Origin of the sequence: Flavivirga aquatica (assembly GCF_001747085.1) — a bacterium.
GTDB classification, from domain to species: domain Bacteria; phylum Bacteroidota; class Bacteroidia; order Flavobacteriales; family Flavobacteriaceae; genus Algibacter_C; species Algibacter_C aquatica.
In genome coordinates this window covers 1,153,373-1,178,031 of the sequence record NZ_MDJD01000054.1, presented here as the reverse complement: position 1 = coordinate 1,178,031, position 24,659 = coordinate 1,153,373, and the positions used below count along the sequence as shown (strand labels likewise).

The window sequence follows — 24,659 nt, the reverse complement described above, 5'->3', positions numbered from 1 at the left end:
GATTCTTGTTAAAAATAAAAACCAAAAGTCCCTGTAATACCAAATTTTCTAGCATCTGGGTTTTGTATTTTATTTAGGTAATTACCTCTAAAATTAAAATCTATACGAAAGACTTTAAAAATGTTACCGACACCAAAACCATATTCGTAATAAGGTTTATTTGTTGGGGCTATTAAAGGAATACTATTAGGACTACCTGTAGAGCTAAGTGCTATGTTTTCATTTGATAATTCACCCCAAACACCTCTTACACTTATAATTTCTCGTAAATTAAGTTTTCTTAGTAAAGGTATTCTTGAAAATATGCGACCATTAAAATTATGTTCAAAATGGAATGATGTATAGGTGTCAGATACAAATTCGTAAAAATCTAACTGAGAAAATGTATTATAAATAGAAAAATAAGATTGATTACCAGGGATAACACTTAACAAGCCTAAAGGGACTTCTCCAAAAGTTTTACCAGCTTCAAAAGTAGTTATTAATCTACCAAAACCTCCTAGTTGCCATGGCTGTATATAAGAGAATTGTACTTTTGTATAATCAAAATCACTATTTAATACCGTTTTATCTCCACGACTCACTTGAGCAAAAAGACGGGCAAAATTATCGTTTGCTATTTTGCGTTCAACACCAAAACCTGTCATTTTTCGTTTAGGAAAATAAGATACAGATAATGATGATTCATACTGCTTAATTTCAGATTCAATACCCGTAGGTGAATCAGTATCTATATAGTCTAAACTAAACGTAGATGAAGCAGATTCTAAGGTTCTATAATTTCCGCTTAATCTAAAAATGACATTTCTCCAAGGTTCAGCCTCAATAGCTAAACTGGTTAAGTTTATTGAAGTTAATTTATCATTTGTCGCAGTTCCTACAACAGATGATGATGCTAAACTTCTACCTAAAACATCTGTAGATGTTGTTAAGCTAGCGCCTATCTGCTCGACATCACGTCTATTACCACCAGAAATAATAAGTCTACTCTTTTTATCTAATAACCATTTACCAGAAATACCATATTTAAACTTATCATCTCTAAACCCATAAGCTAAAAAACCTTGCAATCTCCAAAGATCGTTTCTGCCAAAATAAGTACGTCCTCCAGCTCGTAAACGTAAACCTTCAACTTCATTAAAACCAAAGGTTGAAAAAATGGGTCCGTAATCTAAATTTAATGAACTAAATTCAACATATCCCGAAGCTAAAATGCTCCCTAAATTATAAAGACGCTTAAACTTTTTTACGGTTTTTAATGTGTCTAACATTTTATAAACCCCTTTCTCATCTTTATTTAGCTCTTCTAGTCGGTTTTCAGACCAAAAAGTGTCGTCTCTATCATAAACATCTTTATCATAGTTATAAACTTCAGTTTCGTAAAACTTTTTGTCTTTTTCTATGTCAAATTTATAATTATTGTATAATGTCGTTCTCTTACCATAAACGCCACGTGATTTTTCTTTTTTATTAAATGCAAAATCGGACAGCATATAATCACGTTTTACAAGAAACAAAGAGTCATTTAATACATCAAACTCTTGTTCTATATAAATTTCTTTTACCCAGTTTATGTTAGCACTTTTTGACGCTTGAAGATTAATTTCTTTAATGGCGTAAGTGGTGTCTGCTACCCAAAAATCACCCTTAAAGGTTAATTCATTTTTACGTCTAGGATAATAAACAACATTATAACACCATTTATTATCGACAAAAGCACTATCTGATAATACATAATTATAAGTGTTAATTCCTGTTTTAGAAAGTGGACTTACAAAACTTTTGTCAAAGAATTTTAAGTAATTATCATAAACATTAAAATCTGAATATAAATCATCAACAAAATCAATAACCACTTGGTTATCACTAAAACCAGAGTTTTTATTGCCTTTTAAAACTTCTTTGTTCTTATTATTGATGTTATCTCCATAAACTTTTGAAACTGCTTCATTAATAAACATTGGCAAGTAAGTCTTACCTGTAACTCTAGAGGTATCTACTTCATTAAATACAAATTCCATACCTCTAAAAAGTTTACTTTTAATAAGGGCACTATCTATGGTATTTATATCAAATTCTACTTTTTCGTACTTATCGTATTCGTATTGGTTAAATTGTTTTAAACCATTACTGCGTTTGTTAGCCCAAATTTTTCTAAGTAAATCAATGGCTGGATTGTTCTTCTTAGATTGCTTTCCTGTAACAATTAAGACTTGATTTAATTGAGCAGTTTCTTCTTTTAGTGTAAATTTTAAATCGTAATTTACTTTTTTATTTAAATCTACTTCAAGTGTTTTATAGCCAATAAAGGATAGCGTTAAAGTTTTCCAAGTTTCATCAGATTCTAAATAAAACTTACCATCTTCATTGGTAATAGTACCAAGTGTAGATCCTTTAAAAATAACATTAGCAAAAGATATAGGTTTTTTAAATTCATCAAATACATAGCCGCTAACTTTGGTTTGCGCATACGTAGAAAGGCTTATGAGGAAAAAACATACAACAAGTAATCTTGTATTCATACAGACATATTTTTGAAACAAAAAAAACTTCATCAACAATCGTGCTAATGAAGTTTATATAACGTAAAAAATCTTATTTTATTTATATAAAACCTTTTTTACTGCTTTCACAACATCGTTACTATTTGGTAACCATTCAGCTAATAAAACAGGAGAATAGGGTGCAGGTGTATCTGCAGTATTAATTTTTTGAATTGGAGCATCTAAATAATCGAATGCTTCATTTTGTACTAAATAAGTAATTTCAGTAGCCACATTTCCAAAAGGCCATGCTTCTTCTAAGATTACTAGGCGATTAGTTTTTTTAACAGACTCTAAAATTGCTTTTCTATCTAAGGGACGTACTGTACGTAAATCTATAATTTCACAAGAAATACCTTCTTTTTCTAATTCATCCGCAGCTTTGTAAGCTTCTTTAATTATTTTACCAAAAGATACAACAGTAACATCTGTTCCTTCTCGTTTAATCTCTGCAACACCTAAAGGAATAATATATTCTCCTTCTGGAACTTCTCCCTTGTCACCATACATTTGCTCACTTTCCATAAAAATAACTGGATCATCATCTCGTATAGCAGCTTTTAATAAGCCTTTAGCGTCATAAGGATTTGATGGGACTACCACTTTTAAACCAGGTGTATTAGCAAACCAATTTTCAAATGCTTGCGAGTGAGTTGCTCCTAATTGACCAGCTGAGGCTGTTGGACCACGAAATACAATTGGACATTTAAATTGACCACCAGACATTTGTCTAATCTTAGCAGCATTATTTATAATTTGATCAATTCCAACAAGAGAAAAGTTAAAGGTCATGTACTCAACAATAGGTCTATTACCTGTCATTGTAGAGCCAATAGCTATACCAGCAAAACCAAGCTCAGCAATAGGTGTATCAATAACACGTTTTGCTCCAAATTCATCTAACATCCCTTTTGATGCTTTGTAAGCACCATTATATTCTGCTACTTCTTCTCCCATTAAGTAAACGCTTTCATCTTTGCGCATTTCCTCACTCATGGCTTCACATATAGCTTCTCTAAATTGAATTGTCTTCATTAAATATAATTTTAAATCGAATTGCAAAAATAAGAATTATTGATTATAGTTTTACATAAAAACTAACAGTAAAATTATTTGCAAATAAAAATTATTACATTTGTAGAAACTACATACAAATAATGAAGATCTCTTACTTAAAAATAGTTTTAATTCTTTTTATTTCTTCTTTCTGATTTGCTCAAAACCCAATTTTGTGTCCCGAAATTAAAGAGACTTTGTTTTTTAAGGATTTACCAACTATCACGAATAACAATGATGGTACTATTACTTTAACTCATAAAGAGCAATTAGTGACAGATATTTTTGCTAAGTATGAGATATTTAATCTTTCTGAGGTAAATGGTATGCTATAACTTTTAATAATAAAGATTTAATAATCGAATTATCAGAAAAAGTTGATCCTGAAACTATTTCTATCATATATGGTTATACTGCATATAATAGCTATACTGTAGCTCATATTAACAATGAATTTATTGAATTTGTAGACGGTAAAAAATTCAGTATTATTCAATCTTTCATTAACTGGTCAGATGGAGTTTACAGAGAAAAAGAAAATGTACCTAATGATTTTGATTTAAAAGTTGAATTTAATTACAACTCAGATGATGATTCATTGATAATGCAAAATGTTGATGAAACACCTTGCGGAAATTCATTTTCAATAGTTATTAAAGGAATTACAAACAATAATTTTACCATATGGAAGGTAAATACTGCTATACCAAATTTAAGTACAGAAACTTATTGTGAAATAGAAGAAGCTCTATATGCTATTCTAGAAATATCATGTAGCAATATCACTACTCTCGGATATATACAATCTTTCATTGATACAGAAAAGAGTGTATTGAAACTTTCTGGGAGTACACCTGTATTTGGTTTTTTAGAAATAACTTTTGAAGAAGAAAGACTATCAACGGAAAGTTTTTTTCAAAATAATTTAAAGTTTTACGAAACAAAAAACAACCCTTATCTGCAAGTTAAAAACACTAAAAACAAAGAATTTTATGTTGAAATCAAATCAGTAAACGGAAAAACATTGTACGCAAAAAGAGTGTTAAAGAATAACGACATAGATATTACCACGCTTACAAGTGGAATCTATTTTATAAAAGTATACAATCCTTCATCAGGTCATAGTAAAGTCTTTAAATTTTTAAAGCAATAGCAACAGATACTTTAAATTTTATCAAAAACAATAGCGTTTTTTCGATTATTTATTATGCACGCATAACAAATAATCGAAATAAAATAATTAACTTCGTAACCTCTAAAATAAGTTAGTGTTTGTGGTATTTATATTGTTAATTTAAATTATTGATATAACAAAATAAACCAATTAATTTAAGTAAAAAACTAAACAATTAAATTGTTATAATATGAAAATATTAGTGTGCATTAGTCATGTTCCTGACACCACTTCTAAAATTAATTTCACTGAAGGTGATACTAAATTTGATACCAATGGTGTACAGTTTGTAATTAACCCCAATGATGAGTTCGGTTTAACTCGTGCCATGTGGTTCAAAGAAAAACAAGGAGCAAATGTTACTGTTGTTAATGTTGGTGGAGCAGAAACAGAACCAACACTACGTAAAGCTTTAGCTATAGGTGCTGATGCTGCAATTCGTGTAAACACACCAGCAGTAGATGGTTTCTCTGTTGCAAAACAATTGGCAAATGTTGTTAAAGATGGTGCTTACGATTTAGTTATTGCAGGGCGAGAATCTATAGATTATAATGGAGGTATGGTGCCTGGTGTTTTAGCAGGCTTACTTCAAGCTAATTTTGTAACTAATTGTATTAGTCTTGAAATAGATGGGGTTTCTGTTAAGGCTACAAGAGAAATTGATGGAGGTAAAGAAAGTGTTACTACAACACTTCCTTTAGTTATTGGAGGACAAAAAGGATTGGTTGAAGAAAGCGATTTACGTATACCAAATATGAGAGGTATTATGATGGCGCGTAAAAAACCTCTAACTGTGGTAGAGCCTATAGATACAGATGTAGAGACAACATCGGTGTCATTTGAGAAACCTGCTCCAAAAGGTGCAGTAACTTTAGTTTCTTCAGATAATTTAGATGAATTAGTAAGCTTACTTCATAACGAAGCAAAAGTGATTTAAAACAAATTCCAATACTCAAAACCTAAAACCAAATACTTGATATTTGGAATTTGGTTCTTGAATTTTAAAAATTAAAGATTTATGTCCGTTTTAGTATATACAGAATCAGAACAAGGAGCGTTTAAAAAAACAGCTTTAGAAGTTGCATCTTATGCAAAAGCTATTGCAAATGAATTAGGAACTACAGTTACTGCTCTAGCAATAAACGCAAACGATACTAATGCTTTAGGTGCTTATGGTACAGATAAAGTTTTAAATGTAAAGAATACTCAACTAGATGCATTTAACGCTAATGCTTATGCAGAAGTTATAAAACAAGCCGCAGAAAGTGAAGGAGCAAAGGTAATAGTTGTTAGTTCTAGTGCAGATAGTAAATATCTTGCGCCACTTTTAGCTGTTGGTTTAAATGCGGGCTACGTTTCTAATGTTGTCGAAGTGCCTTCAAATACAAATCCTTTTATTGTAAAACGTTCAGCTTTTACAAATAAAGCATTTGAAAGGACTCAAATAAATACTGAGGTAAAAATTGTAGGTGTTTCTAATAATTCTTTTGGATTGGTTGAAAGTGCAGGTAGCGCTTCCGCGGAAGACTTTACGCCTTCAATTCCAGATTTAGGGATTACTGTAGAATCTGTAGATAAAGCTACAGACAAAGTTACCATAGCAGATGCTGAAATTGTTGTTTCTGCTGGTCGTGGTTTAAAAGGTCCTGAAAATTGGGGTATGATTGAAGAATTAGCAGATGTCTTAGGTGCTGCTACTGCATGCTCTAAGCCTGTTTCAGATTTAGGATGGAGACCGCACAGTGAGCACGTAGGACAAACAGGAAAGCCTGTAGCTTCAAACCTTTATATAGCTATTGGTATTTCTGGAGCTATTCAGCATTTGGCAGGAATTAATGCATCAAAAGTAAAAGTAGTTATAAATACAGATACAGAGGCTCCTTTCTTTAAAGCAGCAGATTATGGTGTGGTTGGAGATGCTTTTCAAGTTGTTCCAGAATTAATAGAAAAATTAAAAGCTTTTAAAGCACAGCAATAATATCAGATTCATAATAAATCATTTAGAAGTTTATTTGGTATTATTTTTTTTATACATTGTAAAGTCCTTAAGAACTACTTAAATTAGCATTTAATACTTAAATCTGTAAGAAACAGTTTGGTAAAGTTCTAATTTAAGCAGTTCTTTGCGTTTTCATAAATTATGAGTCTAGTAAGATTAAACATAAAAGGCATATCCTATAGCCAAACACAAAATGGCGCTTACGCTTTAATTTTAAATGAAGTAGATGGCGATCGCAAACTTCCAATTGTTATTGGTGCTTTTGAGGCACAATCTATTGCTATAGCTTTGGAGAAAGAGATTAGTCCACCAAGACCGTTAACGCACGATTTGTTTAAAAATTTTGCAGATAGATTCGATATTGTTGTAAAGCAAGTTATCATTCATAAATTAGTTGATGGCGTTTTTTATTCAAGCTTAATATGCGAGCGAGATAAGATTGAAGAGATTATCGATGCTAGAACTAGTGATGCTATAGCTTTAGCGCTTCGTTTTCAAGCACCCATTTTCACCTATAAAAACATTCTTGATAAAGCAGGTATTTACTTAAAAGTAAACCCTAAAAAGGAAGATGAAAACGAAGAAAATCAAGATAGTATTTTAATGGACGATCTAGTTTCTAGTGAATTAGAAACAGATTCTCCCTCAGAAAGTTTCAAAGAAAAAACCTTAGAAGAATTACATCAATTACTGGAAGAAGCCGTTAATGATGAAGATTATGAAAAGGCAGCACATATTCGTGATGAAATCTCTAAAAGAGGATAGTACCTATTTAAAATTATGAGAAAGTTATTTTTGCTTTTTATTGCAATCTTTTTAGGTCTTAATACTCTTATAGCGCAAAATTTAGACAAAACTGTAAAATTAGATGCTGTACAGGAAACTTCTATAGTTCTTGTAGAAACTGACTCAATTGAAACTAGCAAATTAAATATAAAAAAAGAAGATGTCTCTGAAATAAGAACAGTAGATGTAGCTGAAGGTGCTATAATTTCAAGTCAAGGGTTTTCAATAAATAGTTTGTGGCGAGGTATTTTAGGAATGATTTCTTTAGTATTTATTGCATTTCTTTTTAGTAGTAATAAGAAAGCTATTAATTGGAAAATTGTTGGCATAGGATTAGCTTTCCAGTTATTGATTGCGATAGGTGTTTTAAAGGTAGAATTCATTAAAAGTATTTTTGAATTTGTGGGAGGTCTATTTGTTAGTGTTTTAGATTTTACAAGAGCAGGAAGTAAATTTTTATTTGAAGGTTTAGTTGTTGATATGGATACTTTTGGATTCATTTTTGCTTTTCAAGTATTACCAACCATTATATTCTTTTCAGCTTTAACATCTGTATTGTTTTATTTAGGAATTATTCAAAGAGTAGTAAGAGTTATGGCTTGGTTGCTTTCTAAAGCTTTAAAAATATCTGGAGCGGAAAGTTTAAGTGTTGCAGGAAATATCTTTTTAGGACAAACTGAAGCACCTCTTTTAATTAAGGCTTATTTAGAAAAAATGAATAAGTCCGAAATGCTTTTAGTTATGATTGGTGGTATGGCAACCGTTGCTGGAGCTGTGCTAGCAGCTTATATTGGCTTTTTGGGTGGTGACGATCCTGTTTTAAGATTGTTTTATGCAAAACATCTTTTAGCAGCTTCCGTTATGGCAGCTCCAGGAGCTATAGTGATTTCAAAAATACTTTATCCACAAACCGAAAATGTTAATACAGATGTTTCGGTATCTCAAGATAAAATAGGTTCAAACTTTTTAGATGCTATTGCTAATGGTACTACAGAAGGCTTAAAGCTTGCTGTTAATGTAGGAGCAATGCTTTTGGTATTCGTCGCATTTATAGCTATGTTTAATGGTATTTTGGGTTGGGTTGGAGATGTATCATCTATAAATAACTGGATTGCAAGTAATACATCGTATAAAAGCTTATCGCTTGAACTTATTTTAGGCTATGCTTTTGCTCCTCTTATGTGGCTTATTGGGGTTGCTAGAGAAGATATGGCTTTAATGGGGCAACTTTTAGGTATAAAATTGGCAGCAAGTGAATTTATAGGATATATACAATTAGCAGATTTAAAAAATGTTACGAATGCGATTCATTTAAATTATGAGAAATCTATAATCATGGCAACTTATATGCTATGTGGTTTTGCTAATTTTGCATCTATAGGGATTCAAATTGGAGGTATTGGTTCTTTAGCACCTGGGCAACGAAAAACATTATCTAAATTTGGAATGAAAGCTTTAATTGGAGGTACTATAGCTTCTTTAATTTCGGCAACTATTGCCGGAATGATTATAGGGTAATTTAATTCTTATATAGACAACAGATGCTTCTACCAATAGTTGATAACTTTATAATATATATTGAAGTATCTAAGATTTATATATGCTGTTTTTTTTATTTTTAACCCTAATTAAAGTTTCATTATAATTTAATAAGATTCCTGTCTAAGTTTGTGTTTAGGGAGTCGAATGTAGTAAATAATATGCAGCAATATCACGACTTAGTAAAACACGTTTTAGAGCAAGGTAACGAAAAAGGAGATCGTACAGGAACAGGAACAAAAAGTGTTTTTGGTTATCAAATGCGATTCGATTTGAGAGAAGGGTTTCCTATGGTAACCACTAAAAAATTACACTTAAAATCTATTGTTTATGAGTTACTTTGGTTTTTAAAGGGAGATACAAATATTAAGTATTTAACTGAAAATGGTGTGCGTATTTGGAATGAATGGGCTGATAAAAATGGAGATTTAGGACCTGTTTACGGTCACCAATGGCGTAATTGGAATAGTGATGAAATAGATCAAATAAAAGAAGTTATTTATTCGTTAAAAAACAATCCTAATAGCCGTAGAATGTTAGTTTCTGCTTGGAATCCATCGGTGTTACCAGATACTTCTAAATCTTTTGATGAAAATGTAGCAAATGGTAAAGCAGCGTTACCGCCTTGTCATGCTTTTTTTCAATTTTATGTAGCAAATGGTAAATTATCTTGTCAATTGTATCAACGTAGTGCAGATATTTTTTTAGGTGTTCCTTTTAATATAGCATCTTATGCATTATTTACTATGATGATGGCTCAAGTTTGTGGTTATGAAGCTGGGGAATTTATTCATACGTTTGGAGATGCGCATATTTATAGTAACCACTATGAACAATTAGAATTACAGCTTTCAAGAGAATTGAGACCATTACCAAAAATTGAAATTAACCCAGATGTAAAAGATATTTTTGATTTTACTTTTGAAGATTTTACTTTAATAGATTATAATCCACATCCGCATATTAAAGGAAAAGTAGCTATATAATCAGGAGTTTTTGTTTTAACTTCTTGAATGATTATTATATATCTAGCTCTAATTATATTAGTAATTAGAGCTAGGGAATTTTATTATGTGTTAAATCTTTATTGTTTTCTTATACAACTTTAATAGACTGTTTTTAAATGTACATTAGAGTGTCTAATTTTAAATCTATAATATTCATTATTACTATAATTTAAAATCCTCTGCTTTGAAGCCATTATTAAATTTAATATTCTTTGTTGTATAGTGTCCTCTAACTTTTCCTTTTTTGTCATATATCTTTCTAATCGTAGCAACATATAAGCCATCAATAAGTTTATATTCTAAAGACATTCTAATGGTTGGCTTATTGAAGCCCATTTCAGGTAATGAAAAATAAAATTCATCAATTAAATGTGTTTCAGGATTGAAGTATAAAATATATTCATCATTGAATTTCTTTTTGGTTACACTTTCATCATAACTTAAACTTACTTTGTGGTAAGTAGTTTTTTCTATTGTTTGAGTCCCTAAGTACTTATAAATTGTTCCAAGATCTTGTAGTTTGTACATCATGGCAAACCAATATAAGTTTACTTTACGAAGAAAAACTGTGCCTTCGATTGCTTTTTTATCTGTTATTTTTTTTCCATCTAAAGTGATTGAAGGTTTTCCATGAACTAAAGATTGAATGGCGACCCCTTTTCTGTTAGGCAATACATGGTGATCGTGGAAATCATACCTTCCCCAAGAGTGTTCTCCATTAAAAATATGACGTTCTAAGGAAATGTCTTTTACTTCTCCATATAGGCGATATTCATAAGTGAATTCAACATCTTTTTTGCTCGCTAAATGTTTGTAACCTCCATTAACTTTAAATAAGTTGTCTAATAGTTCTTTTGATTTATCGTCTGTTTTTTGAGCATTTACAGTAAGTGCTAAAAAGCATATTGCTATGATTATTGTTAAGTTTTTGAATTTCATATTTGAATTATTATATTTTAAAATTCTCTGCTTTAAAACCGTTATTGAATTTGATGTCTTTAAAAGTGTAAATGCCTTTTACTTTTCCATTTTCGTGATACGATTTTCTTTCAGTAGGAATATACAAGCCATCAAGTTTATTGTAAGTCACAGTCATACGCATTTCTGGTTTTGTAAATCCAAATTCAGCTATTGTAAAATAAAATTCGTCAATTAAATGTGTTTTAGGGTTGAAATACAAAATGAACTCATCATTATATTTTTTTTTGGTAACACTCGACTCATACTTCAAACTAACTTTGTCGTAGGTAATACCATTTACTTTTTCGGTACCTAAATATTTATAAACTGTTCCAGGGTCCATTAGTTTATGCATCATGCTAAACCAATAGAAATTTACTTTACGTAGAAAAATAGTCCATTTCACTTCATTAGGGTCTTTAATTTCTTTTCCGTCTAAAGTAATTTTAGAGACACCATTAACTGAAGATTGAATAGCAATTCCCTTATGTTTTGGTAAAACATGTCTTTCGTGTTGTTCGTATTTAGCCCAAGAGTGTTCTCCATTAAAAATATAGCGCTCAAGAGAAACATCTTTTCCTTTTCCAAGAACTTCATATACATAGGTGAATTCAACATCTTTTTTACTTGCTAAATGCTCATAGCCTCCATTTAATTTTATTAATGCATCTAACAATTCTTGAGATTTTTTATCTGCTTGTTGGGCGCTTATTGTTGTTAAAGACAATCCTAACAATAACAATACGCTCACAATTGAGTTTTGTAATGTTGATTTCATTTTTGAGTAAATTGAAGTGGTTGTATTTTTGTTTTGGTTAAAATAGGGCGAAATATTATGAATTCCAAGCAAACGTATTTAAGCGCTTAAAAACAGAAGCTAATGGGAGAGGTTGGTTTTTACTTTTTGTCAAAATTTCGATTAACGTATTATTAAAAATAATTGATCAACTAAATATTCTATTCTTTATTTTATGAATAATACCATTTCTATTTTAATATGATTTTATTGAATATATCGTTATAATGATGATTGCTTACAATCGATTTACTCAAATTAGCATCCATATCATAAACCATTTGATATAACCATTTTTTTAATAGTTCAATATTTTCAAATTGTTTATTTTTAAAACGTTGTTTTATATACTGCCATATTTGTTCACAAGGATTTAATTCTGGACTATATGGCGGGATTCTTAAAAGATAAATATTTTCTGGAATTTCTAAATTTTGAGAAGCATGAAAGCCAGCGTTATCAATAACAACTATTTTGAATTCTCTGGGGTTTTGTTTAGAAAATTCTTTTAAATACATCTCAAATATATGAGAATCTACTCCATTTATTTCCCAGACAAAACAATCTCCATTAATTGGAGAATAGCTTCCCCATAAATACGTGTTAGCAAATTTGTGTTGATAATTCACTTTTGGACGCACTCCTATTGCTGACAAACAATAACCAACAATTGTTTTTAAGCCAAACCGAGCCTCATCTTGAAAATATAGATTGATAGTATCAAACTTATCTTTATTTAGACTATTTCTAAGGTCGGTGAGTGTATTAGGGAGTTTTAAAAAACTCAGCTTCTGCTTCTTTGTTCTTTTTTACATTACTCTTCCTTGGAATTTTTAAGCTACCATTTAATTTGTGAGTAATATGGCTCCACAATGATTTATAATTTACTTTAACTCCATAAGTTTCTTCTATCCATTTTTGAGCATCCCAAAACCCATTAAATGAGTTCTCTGGATCATGAAGTCTTTTTTTTAAGCCTTCATGAATTTCCTCTGTAATAATTGAATAAGGACGGTTACGAGTCTCTTTCTTTAAAAAATCAACAATACCTTTTGAACGATATTTATTTAGCCATCTGCGTAAAGTAGTGACGCTTATTTCTAATTCTAAGGCTAATACTTCTAAGCGAAGGTATTTGTTTTTCTTAAATAGGAGTAAGCAGTCTAATTGCTTTGATGATTTATAATTATGAACCTCTGTCTTGTAACTATTTAGTTCTTCTAATGTTTCTGATATTGGTGTATTTAATACTTTTCACATATAACACAAAGATAGTAAAATCATTTTATATCCGAAATGGTATAATAGTTTCGTGTCTTATTTTTTACTTCGATTGTAATCCCATATAAAACAAAAAGCCTCATAAATTTAATTATGAGGCTTGTGTATTTAATGACTAAGTTTTACAACTTAAACGCTTCTTTTACTTTATTAACATAATCTAGTTTTTCCCAAGTAAATAATTCTACATCAAGAGTTTTAGATTCGCCATTTGGTTGTTTAAATGTTTTTGAAACTGTTTCGTTTTTACGTCCCATATGTCCGTAAGCTGCAGTTTCGCTGTACATAGGAGCACGTAATTTTAAACGTTCTTCAATAGCAAATGGACGCATATCAAATATTTGAGATACTTTTTCTGCAATTTCTCCATCTGTCATATTAAAAGGGCAAGTACCATAGGTCTCAACAAAAACTCCCATAGGTTCTACAACCCCAATAGCGTAACTAACTTGTACTAAAATTTCATTAGCAACACCGGCAGCCACTAAATTTTTAGCAATATGTCTAGTCGCATACGCTGCACTTCTATCTACTTTACTAGGGTCTTTTCCAGAAAAAGCACCACCGCCATGTGCACCTTTTCCACCATAAGTATCCACAATAATTTTACGACCAGTTAGTCCCGTGTCTCCATGAGGGCCTCCAATAACAAACTTTCCAGTTGGATTAATGTGATATTTAATATCATCATTAAATAATTTTTGGATAGATTCTGGAAGTTTAGCAATTACTCTAGGTATTAGAATATCAACAATGTCTTTTCTAATTTTGTTAAGCATAGTCTCATCGTCACCAAAATCATCATGCTGTGTAGAAACTACAATAGCATCAATACGTTGTGGGATATTGTCGTCACTATATTCAATAGTTACCTGACTTTTAGAGTCTGGTCTTAAATAAGTGATGTCCTTATTTTCTTTACGTAAAGAAGCTAATTCTATAAGAATAAGATGAGACAAATCTAAAGCCAAAGGCATAAAGTTTTCAGTTTCATTAGTAGCGTAACCAAACATCATTCCTTGGTCACCAGCACCTTGTTGTTCTTTACTCGCACGATCAACACCTCTGTTTATATCGTCTGATTGTTCGTGAATAGCAGAAAGTACTCCACATGAATTACCATCAAACATATATTCGCCTTTGGTATAACCAATTTTATTAATGGTATCCCTAGCAATTTTTTGAACGTCTAAGTATGTAGTCGATTTTACTTCACCAGCAAGAACTACTTGACCTGTTGTTACTAAGGTTTCACAAGCAACTTTAGAATCTTTATCAAAAGCTAAAAAATTGTCAATAAGTGCATCACTAATTTGATCTGCGACCTTATCTGGGTGTCCTTCAGAAACACTTTCTGAAGTGAATAAATAAGCCATATTTTAAAATTTATTATAAGATTTGACGATAACGTCTCAGGAAGTTTACACTGCCTTTAGCATTTTTGTTTATACTGAACTTGTTTTGGTATTTTTGGTTAAGATAAGTTCAATATAAAGAGGTTGCAATCAGTCAAATCTTTCCTCTATTATTTGTGTTGGCAAAAATAAAAAAATAAAAGAAGAACAAGGCTAGTTTTTCTTTTTTTCAAAAAAAAAATGAATGTCGAAAAAAATTAGTAATATTGCGTAATTAAATGAAAAATAAAATTTTAAATATCATTTCTGTCATCCTCATTGTGATTATTTCGCAAGGATAAGGGAAAGGGTATATAAAAACGAAAATAAATTTTAAAAGCCTTCCTAAAATGGAGGGCTTTTTTATGGATTATTTTTCATTTTTGAACATCATAAAAATATATATCTAAATGATTGTTTTTTAGGTGTTTATGTTGTTTTTTGTGGCCGTGAGTTTAACCTTAAGAAGTAAAGAGAGATCTATATAAAAACCTAATAAATTAATTTCGAAGCTAATTTGTGAAATTTTTATTAAAAATCACAAATCACCTAGAATCTTAAATTAGAATAAGATAAAACGTAAAATTATCTGTAATAAAAATGAAGGAACTTAATAAATACAGTAAAACAGTAACTCAGGATTCAACTCAGCCAGCAGCACAATCGATGTTGTATGCTATTGGCTTTTCAGATGAAGACTTCTTTAAACCTTTAATTGGTATTGCAAGTACGGGTTACGAAGGTAACCCATGTAACATGCACCTTAACGATTTAGCTAAGTTGGTTAAGCAGGGTACTAAGAATGAAGACTTGGTTGGTTTAATCTTTAATACCATTGGTGTGAGTGATGGTATTTCTATGGGAACACCGGGTATGCGTTATTCTTTACCATCGAGAGATATTATTGCAGATTCTATGGAAACTGTAGTACAAGCAATGAGTTATGACGGATTGATTACTGTAGTTGGCTGTGATAAAAATATGCCAGGTGCTTTAATAGCAATGATTCGATTAAATAGACCATCTATTTTAGTATTTGGAGGAACTACAGATTCTGGTTGTCATAATAAGAAAAAATTAGATATTGTATCTTCTTTTGAAGCATGGGGAAGCAAAGTAGCTGGAACTATGGAGGAAGAAGAATATAAAAGTATCATAAAAAAATCTATTCCAGGAGCAGGAGCATGTGGTGGTATGTATACAGCTAATACTATGGCATCTGCAATAGAAGCCTTAGGTATGGCATTACCATTTAACGGGTCTAACCCAGCTAGTAGTGATGCTAAAAAAGAAGAATCGGTAAGAGCAGGAGAGGCAATGCGTTTATTAATAGAGAAAGATATTAAACCTTCAGATATCGTTACGCGCAAATCTTTAGAAAATGCGATACGTTTAGTAACTATTTTAGGAGGATCTACAAATGCCGTATTACACTTTTTAGCAATAGCAAGAGCAGCACAAATAGATTTTACGCTTAAAGACTTTCAAGATATAAGTGACAATACACCGTTTTTAGCAGATTTAAAACCAAGTGGTCAATACCTTATGGAAGATTTGCATAATGTAGGAGGTATTCCAGCGGTATTAAAATATCTTTTAAATAAAGGGTTATTACATGGCGATTGTTTAACCGTAACAGGAAAAACATTAGCTGAAAATTTATTAGATGTTAAAGATTTAGCAGAAGGTCAAGACGTTATTAAACCATTAGAAGAACCTATTAAAGTTACTGGGCACTTACGTATGCTTTATGGTAACCTTGCTACAGATGGTAGTGTTGCAAAAATAACAGGTAAAGAAGGCTTAAGCTTTATAGGAAAAGCTAAAGTTTTTGACGGTGAATATGCTGCAAATGATGGTATTCGTGATGGGTTAGTAGAAAAAGGTGATGTGGTTGTTATTCGTTACGAAGGACCAAAAGGAGGGCCTGGTATGCCAGAAATGTTAAAACCAACTGCAGCTATAATGGGAGCAGGTTTAGGAAAAGATGTTGCATTAATTACAGATGGACGTTTTTCTGGTGGAACACATGGTTTTGTGGTAGGACATATAACTCCTGAAGCTCAAGAAGGTGGTACTATTGCTTTTGTTAAAGATGGAGATATGATTACTATTGATGCAGAAACAAATTCAATTTCTTTAGAAGTTTCAGAAGAAGAATTACAAAAAAGAAGACAAAACTGGATTGCTCCAAAATTAAAGTTTGAAAGAGGAGTACTTTATAAATACGCAAGATCAGTATCATCAGCATCTAAAGGATGTGTTACTGATGAGTTTTAAATAGAATTTTTCATTTCCGCGAAAGCGAAAATAAATATTGTGAGTATGGATACACAAACCGCAAATAAAACAAAAGAAGTGGCAGGACAAACAGAACGTATTACAGGTGCCGAAGCTATAATAAAATGCTTAATAGCAGAAGGCGTAGATATTCTTTATGGATACCCAGGAGGTGCTATTATGCCAGTTTACGATGAGTTATATAAATATAGAGATAGAATTCATCATGTATTAACACGTCATGAGCAAGGTGCAGCACATGCAGCTCAAGGGTTTGCAAGAATTTCTGGTAAAGTTGGTGTTGCCATGGCCACATCAGGTCCAGGTGCTACAAATTTAGTAACAGGGATAGCAGATGCTCAAATAGATTCTACACCATTAGTCTGTATAACAGGGCAAGTACCATCGCCTTTATTAGGAAGTGATGCTTTTCAAGAAACTGATATTGTTGGTATTTCTACACCTGTAACTAAATGGAATCATCAAATTACTAAAGCGTCACAGATACCAGAAGTTTTAGCTAAAGCTTTTTATATAGCAAGAAGTGGACGTCCAGGTCCTGTACTAATTGATATAACTAAAGATGCGCAGTTTGAGGAATTTGATTTTAAATACGAAAAATGCAAAGTTGTAAGAAGTTATAAAGCTGTACCAGAAACCGATCCAGAATCGGTTAAAGCAGCAGCAAACCTAATTAATAATGCTAAAAAACCGCTAATTGTTTGGGGGCAAGGTGTTATTTTAGGAGAAGCTGAAAATGAATTTAAAGCAGTAGTTGAAAAAGCAGGCTTGCCTGCAGCATGGACTATTCTTGGAGCTTCTGCTTTACCTACTTCCCATCCATTAAATGTTGGTATGGTTGGTATGCATGGTAATTATGCGCCTAATAAACTAACTAATGAATGTGATGTGCTTATTGCTATAGGTATGCGTTTTGATGATCGTGTTACAGGAAATTTAAATAGTTATGCAAAACAAGCCAAAGTAATTCATTTTGATATTGATCCAGCTGAGATTAATAAAAATGTAAAAGCAGATATAGCTGTATTAGGTAACGCTAAAGAAAGTTTAGCCTTATTATTGGAGCAATTAAATAAAAACTCTCATGATGCATGGCATCAAGAGTTTAAAGATTTATATGCTATAGAATATGAAAAGGTAATTAAAAATGATATTTCTCCAAGTAAGGAAGGTTTAACCATGGGAGAGGTATTAAAACAAATTAATATAGAAAGTAAAGGAAATGCAGCGATAGTATCAGACGTTGGTCAACATCAAATGATTGCTTGTCGTTATTCCGAATTTAATATTACCAAAAGTAATATTACATCAGGAGGTCTAGGGACTATGGGATTTGCTTTACCAGCAGCTATAGGTGCTAAAATGGCAGCGCCAGATCGTGAAGTTGTAGCCATTATAGGTGATGGTGGTTACCAAATGAATATTCAGGAGTTAGGAACCATTTTTCAGCAAAAAGTACCTGTAAAAATAGTAGTCTTGAATAATGAATTTTTAGGGATGGTACGTCAATGGCAACAATTGTTTTTTGATAAGCGTTATGCCTCAACAGAAATGACAAATCCAAATTTCGTTGCTATAGCAGAAGGCTATTATATTAAAGCTAGAAAAGTAGTAAAACGTGAGGATTTAGCCGATGCCGTTAAAGAAATGATTCAGTCTAAGGACTCTTATTTCTTAGAGGTTTGTGTAGAAAAAGAAGATAATGTATTTCCAATGATTCCTTCGGGAGCATCAGTTTCAGATGTACGTTTAAGCTAAATTTAGAAAAGAAATGAACGAAGAAATAAAGCCATACACGATTTCAATATATACCGAGAATAATATCGGTTTGCTTAATCGTATTTCTGCAATTTTTCAACGTAGAACAATAAATATTGAAAGTTTAACAACATCGCAATCTGAAATTGAAAACGTTAACAGATTTGTTATTGTTGTAAATATTACTGAGGCACAAGCTGAAAAAATTGTTAAGCAATTTGAAAAGCAAATAGAAGTTATTCGTGCCTATTATCATACAGACGAAGAGACTATCTATCAGGAATCTTGTATGTTTAAAATAAAATCTGATTTATTATTTGAAGAACCACAAATTCAGAATATAATAAAAGAAAGTAATGCAAGAATTGTTACCGTGAATAAAGAGTTTTTTGTGTTAGAAAAATCTGGTAGAAGAAATGAAATAGAATCTTTACGACGCGATTTAAATATTTTTGGGATTATGCAGTTTGTACGTTCAGGACGTATATCTGTAACCAAAGAAGAAATGAAAATAACCGAAATGCTATCAGCATTCAATAATTAATAATAAGAAAAAGTAAAATGGGAAATTATTTTAACACATTATCGTTAAGAGATAAATTAGATCAATTATCGAAGTGTAGATTTATGGACGCTTCTGAGTTTGCGGACGGAGTAAATGCTTTAAAAGGAAAGAAAATTGTTATCGTAGGATGCGGTGCTCAAGGTTTAAACCAAGGGTTAAATATGAGAGATTCTGGTTTAGATATTTCTTATGCGTTACGTGATGCAGCAATAGCAGAAAAACGTCAGTCTTTTATAAATGCATCAGAAAATGGATTTACAGTTGGTAATTACCAAGAGTTAATCCCTACTGCAGATGTCGTGTTAAATTTAACACCAGATAAGCAACATACTAATGCTGTTAATACTGTTATGCCTTTAATGAAGCAAGGCGCTACATTATCTTATTCTCATGGATTTAATATTGTTGAGGAAGGTATGCAAGTTCGTAAAGATCTTACTGTAATCATGGTGGCTCCTAAGTCTCCTGGTTCTGAGGTTCGTGAGGAATATAAGCGTGGTTTTGGTGTGCCAACTTTAATTGCGGTACACGAAGAAAATGATCCAGAAGGAAAAGGATGGGCACAAGCTAAGGCTTATGCTGTAGCTACTGGAGGTGACAAAGCAGGAGTGTTAGAATCTTCTTTTATTGCTGAGGTAAAGTCTGATTTAATGGGAGAACAAACTATTCTTTGTGGTTTGTTGCAAACAGGATCTATCCTCTGTTTTGATAAAATGGTTGAAGAAGGTATTGATGCAGGTTACGCTTCAAAATTAATTCAATACGGTTGGGAAACTGTAACAGAAGGTCTTAAATATGGTGGTGTAACAAACATGATGGATCGTTTATCTAACCCAGCTAAAATTAAAGCTTTTGAATTATCTGAAGAGTTAAAAGATATTATGCGTCCATTATTCCAAAAGCATATGGATGATATTATTGAAGGTCGTTTTTCTGCTGGTATGATGGAAGATTGGGCTAACGATGATAAAAACTTATTAGGATGGAGAGCAGCTACAGCTGAAACTGCTTTCGAAAAAACGCCTGCTGGAGATGTTGAAATCTCTGAGCAAGAATACTATGACAATGGTGTGTTAATGGTTGCTATGGTAAGAGCAGGAGTAGAATTAGCGTTTGAAGCTATGACAGATTCTGGTATTATTGATGCATCTGCATATTACGAATCATTACATGAAACGCCACTTATTGCAAATACTATTGCTAGAAAGAAGTTATATGAAATGAACAGTGTAATTTCTGATACTGCTGAGTACGGTTGTTACTTATTTGATCATGCTTGTAAGCCTTTATTAACAGATTTTATGAAGAATATCAAGACTGATGTTATAGGTAAAGCATATGCTAAAGATAATGGTGAAGGTGTAGATAACGCCAAACTTATTGAAATCAATAAAGTTTTAAGAGATCACCCTGTAGAAAAAGTAGGTGAGTTTTTAAGATCATCTATGACGGCTATGAAGCCAATAGTTTAAAATAATAAATTTTAATCTACAAGGTCTTTCAAATACCTCGTAGGTTTTATAAAGATATATTATGAACAAGGAGGACAAAACCTATTTTCCTAGTATTAATAATATTAAAGTAGCTGCCGATACGATAAAAAACGTATCGGCAGTTACGCCTTTAGGCCCTAGCTTAAGGTATTCAAAACAATATGATGCAAGTATCTTTTTAAAGCGTGAAGATTTACAACAAGTACGGTCTTATAAGATTAGAGGCGCCTTTAATAAAATTAGTTCACTTACTAAGGAAGAATCTAATCATGGAGTAGTTTGTGCTAGCGCAGGAAACCATGCTCAAGGTGTGGCGTTATCATGTAAATTATTAAAGATAAAAGGGACTATTTATATGCCAGCACCTACGCCTAATCAAAAAGTAGAGCAGGTTAAAATGTTTGGTGAGAATTTTATCGATATCAAACTTATTGGAGACACTTTTGATGATGCTTATCATGCAGCAATGTTAGAGTGTGAGCAGCTAAAAAAAAACTTTATTCACCCTTTTAATGATGAAAAAGTTATTGAAGGGCAAGCTACTATAGCTTTGGAAATTTTAGAGCAATCAACTAAACCTATAGACTATGTGTTTATAGCCGTTGGTGGTGGAGGTTTAGCATCAGGTTTATCAACAGTTTTTAAAACATTATCTCCTAATACAAAAATTATAGGAGTAGAACCAGAAGGTGCACCTTCTATGTCTGTTTCTATAAAAAATAATAGAAATACAGAATTAGAGCATATTGAAAAATTTATTGATGGAGCAGCGGTAAAGCGTGTTGGAGATTTAACTTTTGCTATTTGTAAAGAAAATTTAGATGAGATGATTACGGTACCCGAAGGTAAAGTATGTGCAACGATATTAGAGCTTTATAATAAAGATGCCATTGTTGTTGAACCTGCAGGAGCTTTGAGTATTTCTGCTTTAGATTTTTATGCTGAAGAGATTAAAGGTAAAAATGTAGTTTGTGTGGTTAGTGGAAGTAACAATGATATTACAAGAACTTCCGAAATTAAAGAACGCGCTTTGTTATATGCTAATTTAAAGCATTATTTTATAGTTAAGTTTCCACAACGAGCAGGTGCTTTAAAAGAATTTGTGGTTGATATTTTAGGAGAAAACGATGATATCACTTATTTCCAGTATGCTAAAAAAACAAATCGAGAAAATGGATCTGCAGTAGTTGGCGTACAATTAAAATCAGCTTCAGATTTAAAGCCGTTAATAGCTAAAATGAAAGAATTTAATTTTTATGGTGATTATTTGAATAATAAACCTGATTTGTTTCAGTTTTTGGTTTAAGGTTTAATATTGACAGTACTTATGTTGTATGAAAAATAGTATAAATGTTATACAATGGCATTGTTTGACCATTCCAGCTCCAATTTTTTTGTGAAGGTACCGTTCCAGTTTGGGATGGAAATATACTTACAGCCTCAGTTTCAAGCCTAACATCTACGGTAGTATCAAATCCTGTTTTTGTAGTTTGAGAGAATACATTTTTTAAATACGCCTCTGTATTTAGAACAGATAAATGAAACTCTATAGTATGATATTCATTATCTGGCTCTAAATTCTCTCCTAAAGGTTACCAATCAGTTTCATCCCAATAACGTAATTTTTATAGTCTGGGTTGAATGGGTTAATAACCTACTGAAAAGCTAAGCCATAACCTAATTGAGTAGTAGATCCATCCCATACAAAAAAGACCTCCTTCAACGGTCTGTCCATTAAAATAAATATTAGAAGTACTAAATAGCATAAGGTATTTTAAATTTATACTTAGCTGTATGTGTGTCTGTTAAATCAGCATAATCAACTATTTTATGAAAAATTATATTATGTGCCATAATCCTTCTGTTGGTTATATTAGCTTTAAGAGTCGACCTTTTTGTTTGGTTAACAGTGCTAATTGTTAATATCAGAGTCAGTTACTGTAGCTTTTCTAGGAGTTGCATAGTTTCCGTCTCCAACACAGACTATTCAATTATCTAATTTATAACCAATTTTTTACTAGCAAGAAGTACTTGATTTGAATAGAAATTTGTAATGTAAATTCCTTTATTAAAACTGCTAATATCAATCTGTTGGTTTTCGTGATTTGAAATAGATATTGTTTTTATTTTTTTGCCTTCAATACTTATAATATCCATTTTTAAGCTGAAGTCTTTAGTGTTTTCAAATTTTAAGTTAATAATATGATTAGTAGGGTTTGGAGACATGGTAATTCTTAAATCATTAACACTACTTTTAATATCTTCAATACCTAAAGTTGTATAATTTATAGCCCATGTAATTGTGTTTAGGTGAAATGTCTGATGATTATCAACTCTTAACAAAGGCGTATTATCATTTATAACTACAGTTAATGTGTTTAACCCTTTTACTAAATTAGCTTCTAAAATAGAGACATCATCTACATTATTAGCATAATTTGTTGAATTTAATGTCCATGTATTTTCTAAAGTATTGGGTATGGGTTTAATTAAATCTAATTGAAAATTTAAAGGAAATGTAGGTGTATTAATTGTAGTATCATTATTGGGAGAATAATCATTAATAGGAGAAACTAAATTATGTATTTTTTCAATAATTCCTTCTTTGCAAACAGAACAAAAAGGGGAACCCAAAAACTGCATTTTACAGGCTTGATGAGGTCTATTCCATGAAGCAGAAGTTCCAGATACACCATAAGGATAAATACCTATGCCATTAGTACCTATCCAGTTTTTCCATTTTACTAAACTAGGATTCGTTTCTTGAGTCATATTAATGGCTTCTGCAGCTTGAGTATCTCCAGGGTAATATTCATCTTTTAAATTAAATAAAGAATGTCCTAATTCGTGTATTGCTATTTCATTGGCGCTAGTTCCTGTAGAAGACATAGGGAATTCACCTCCACTACCACCATAAACATTTGAATTCACCAATATTAGGGTTTGGTCGTAGTTTGGGAAGTTATTTGCTAAAACCGTGTTTATTTTTAGTTGCGTATTGTTTGCGCTGTTTCCGTCTATTTCGTGAAAAAGAAGTCTGTGGAATCCATAAGCATCAAAAGTAGCATTAAAATAGGTGTCTACATTTTTTATTGGAGACAGAGGTTCAGTAACATCGGTAGCCGAGGCAGGATGGTCTGCACCACTTTCGTTAGATGGTACTTTTATGGCATATACATTAAAGTAATTAGCATATTCTATGAATGGCGACTGACTAAACATGTCGTTAGTGAAATTAGTTGCGTCAGTTACAAATAGAGGCAATTCGTGAGTTTGGTAGCCATCACTTAAAATAATGAGGTTAATTCTCTTATCATCATCACCAGAAATTTTAATAGGTTCCTTTTCAAAAACTTGAGAAGAAATATATAGGGTGTTAATTAAGAATAGAATGTGGAATAAAAGTGGTTTTTTCATTAATAAAGCGGGGTTTTTATTAGTGCTTTTATTTGTTTTTTGGAATGATCGAAATTACGAATACTTATGTATTTTGTGTCAGGCTCTAATTGGAGCCTTATTGAAAATATAGTACTGTCTAAGTCTATTTGTTTGGTTTGAAATAATTTTACATCATTAATATATTCAATATTTTTAGTTAGTGGGTTTTTTATAATGATACGATCTAATATTTTCGATTTTTTATCAAGTTGTAGGCATTCCAAATCTCCAGAGGTTACTTGTTTTATCGATTTGTTGTTTTTCAGTTTCCCTTCAGTAATTATTTTACTTATAAACTTAACACTTCTAAGATTATTAGAAGTTTTTTTAATGCCATAATTTAAAAAGAGAATTTTTGGTTTTTTTTCAATTGAAGGTTGATCTGCTGTAATATTTTTATTAATGCCACAAGAACTAAAAAAATATAAAAAAAATAATATTATAATGGTGTTTAATTTTCTTTGTTTAGTTTGTAGTTTCAAAACATTAAAATTTTGTAGGATAAATTGTGTTTTTGGTAAATTTAAGAATTAAAAATATTTTCGGTACTATACGATTGTTTTTAAATT

20 protein-coding genes are annotated in these 24,659 nt (G+C 31.4%); 12 read left to right on the top strand and 8 right to left on the bottom strand.

Features of this window, described 5'->3' with window-relative positions; all coding sequences use genetic code 11:
* Positions 1-8: 8 nt before the first annotated feature.
* Complete coding sequence (locus A8C32_RS19270; RefSeq protein WP_069832003.1) at positions 9-2,522, bottom strand: DUF5686 and carboxypeptidase-like regulatory domain-containing protein; 2,514 nt, start codon at positions 2,520-2,522, stop codon at positions 9-11.
* 78 nt (positions 2,523-2,600) lie between these two features.
* On the bottom strand, positions 2,601-3,578 hold the full coding sequence (locus A8C32_RS19265; protein WP_069832002.1) for a pyruvate dehydrogenase complex E1 component subunit beta: 978 nt from the start codon (positions 3,576-3,578) through the stop codon (positions 2,601-2,603).
* Positions 3,579-3,772: 194 nt separating this feature from the next.
* Between A8C32_RS19265 and A8C32_RS20830 the strand changes: the two genes are divergently transcribed.
* The 7 genes from A8C32_RS20830 (at position 3,773) to A8C32_RS19235 (ending at position 10,083) form a co-directional block, all read left to right on the top strand.
* Positions 3,773-3,934 (top strand): hypothetical protein, encoded by a 162-nt coding sequence (locus A8C32_RS20830; protein ID WP_165605870.1) that lies wholly within the window; start codon positions 3,773-3,775, stop codon positions 3,932-3,934.
* Between the two features lie 269 nt (positions 3,935-4,203).
* Complete coding sequence (locus A8C32_RS19260; protein WP_069832001.1) at positions 4,204-4,752, top strand: T9SS type A sorting domain-containing protein; 549 nt, start codon at positions 4,204-4,206, stop codon at positions 4,750-4,752.
* Between the two features lie 211 nt (positions 4,753-4,963).
* Positions 4,964-5,710, top strand: a complete 747-nt coding sequence (locus tag A8C32_RS19255; RefSeq protein ID WP_069832000.1) for an electron transfer flavoprotein subunit beta/FixA family protein — start codon at positions 4,964-4,966, stop codon at positions 5,708-5,710.
* 81 nt (positions 5,711-5,791) lie between these two features.
* Entirely contained in the window at positions 5,792-6,751 is a 960-nt protein-coding gene (locus A8C32_RS19250) for an electron transfer flavoprotein subunit alpha/FixB family protein (RefSeq protein WP_069831999.1), read from the top strand.
* Between the two features lie 162 nt (positions 6,752-6,913).
* Entirely contained in the window at positions 6,914-7,537 is a 624-nt protein-coding gene (locus tag A8C32_RS19245; protein WP_069831998.1) for a bifunctional nuclease family protein, read from the top strand.
* Positions 7,538-7,552: 15 nt separating this feature from the next.
* Positions 7,553-9,076: a NupC/NupG family nucleoside CNT transporter gene (locus A8C32_RS19240; RefSeq protein WP_083253435.1), complete on the top strand. Its 1,524-nt coding sequence runs from the start codon at positions 7,553-7,555 to the stop codon at positions 9,074-9,076.
* Positions 9,077-9,258: 182 nt separating this feature from the next.
* Entirely contained in the window at positions 9,259-10,083 is an 825-nt protein-coding gene (locus tag A8C32_RS19235) for a thymidylate synthase (protein ID WP_069831997.1), read from the top strand.
* A gap of 183 nt (positions 10,084-10,266) precedes the next feature.
* Here A8C32_RS19235 and A8C32_RS19230 read toward each other — a convergent pair whose 3' ends face one another.
* From A8C32_RS19230 to metK, 4 genes are all read right to left on the bottom strand, one after another.
* Positions 10,267-11,043, bottom strand: a complete 777-nt coding sequence (locus A8C32_RS19230; protein ID WP_069831996.1) for a DUF6503 family protein — start codon at positions 11,041-11,043, stop codon at positions 10,267-10,269.
* Positions 11,044-11,053: 10 nt separating this feature from the next.
* Complete coding sequence (locus A8C32_RS19225; RefSeq protein WP_069831995.1) at positions 11,054-11,842, bottom strand: DUF6503 family protein; 789 nt, start codon at positions 11,840-11,842, stop codon at positions 11,054-11,056.
* Positions 11,843-12,051: 209 nt separating this feature from the next.
* Entirely contained in the window at positions 12,052-12,648 is a 597-nt protein-coding gene (locus A8C32_RS19220) for an IS630 family transposase (RefSeq protein WP_093455682.1), read from the bottom strand.
* Between the two features lie 615 nt (positions 12,649-13,263).
* The gene (gene metK, locus A8C32_RS19215) at positions 13,264-14,517 is read right to left on the bottom strand and encodes a methionine adenosyltransferase (RefSeq protein WP_069831993.1); all 1,254 of its coding nucleotides are present in this window, start codon (positions 14,515-14,517) and stop codon (positions 13,264-13,266) included.
* Positions 14,518-15,135: 618 nt separating this feature from the next.
* Here metK and ilvD point away from each other — a divergent pair.
* The 5 genes from ilvD (at position 15,136) to ilvA (ending at position 21,958) form a co-directional block, all read left to right on the top strand.
* On the top strand, positions 15,136-16,815 hold the full coding sequence (ilvD, locus tag A8C32_RS19210) for a dihydroxy-acid dehydratase (protein ID WP_069831992.1): 1,680 nt from the start codon (positions 15,136-15,138) through the stop codon (positions 16,813-16,815).
* Positions 16,816-16,860: 45 nt separating this feature from the next.
* Positions 16,861-18,594 carry a biosynthetic-type acetolactate synthase large subunit gene (gene ilvB, locus A8C32_RS19205; protein ID WP_069831991.1) on the top strand — a complete coding sequence of 578 codons (1,734 nt, stop codon included), beginning with the start codon at positions 16,861-16,863 and terminating at the stop codon, positions 18,592-18,594.
* Positions 18,595-18,607: 13 nt separating this feature from the next.
* Positions 18,608-19,138 (top strand): acetolactate synthase small subunit, encoded by a 531-nt coding sequence (gene ilvN / locus A8C32_RS19200; RefSeq protein ID WP_069831990.1) that lies wholly within the window; start codon positions 18,608-18,610, stop codon positions 19,136-19,138.
* Positions 19,139-19,155: 17 nt separating this feature from the next.
* Positions 19,156-20,631: a ketol-acid reductoisomerase gene (gene ilvC, locus A8C32_RS19195; protein ID WP_069831989.1), complete on the top strand. Its 1,476-nt coding sequence runs from the start codon at positions 19,156-19,158 to the stop codon at positions 20,629-20,631.
* Positions 20,632-20,692: 61 nt separating this feature from the next.
* Entirely contained in the window at positions 20,693-21,958 is a 1,266-nt protein-coding gene (ilvA, locus tag A8C32_RS19190) for a threonine ammonia-lyase IlvA (protein ID WP_069831988.1), read from the top strand.
* A gap of 689 nt (positions 21,959-22,647) precedes the next feature.
* Here ilvA and A8C32_RS19185 read toward each other — a convergent pair.
* Both A8C32_RS19185 and A8C32_RS19180 read right to left on the bottom strand, forming a co-directional pair.
* Positions 22,648-24,069 (bottom strand): M64 family metallopeptidase, encoded by a 1,422-nt coding sequence (locus A8C32_RS19185; protein ID WP_069831987.1) that lies wholly within the window; start codon positions 24,067-24,069, stop codon positions 22,648-22,650.
* On the bottom strand, positions 24,069-24,572 hold the full coding sequence (locus A8C32_RS19180) for a hypothetical protein (protein WP_069831986.1): 504 nt from the start codon (positions 24,570-24,572) through the stop codon (positions 24,069-24,071). The genes A8C32_RS19185 and A8C32_RS19180 overlap by 1 nt, the downstream gene beginning before the upstream one ends.
* Positions 24,573-24,659 lie beyond the last annotated feature (87 nt).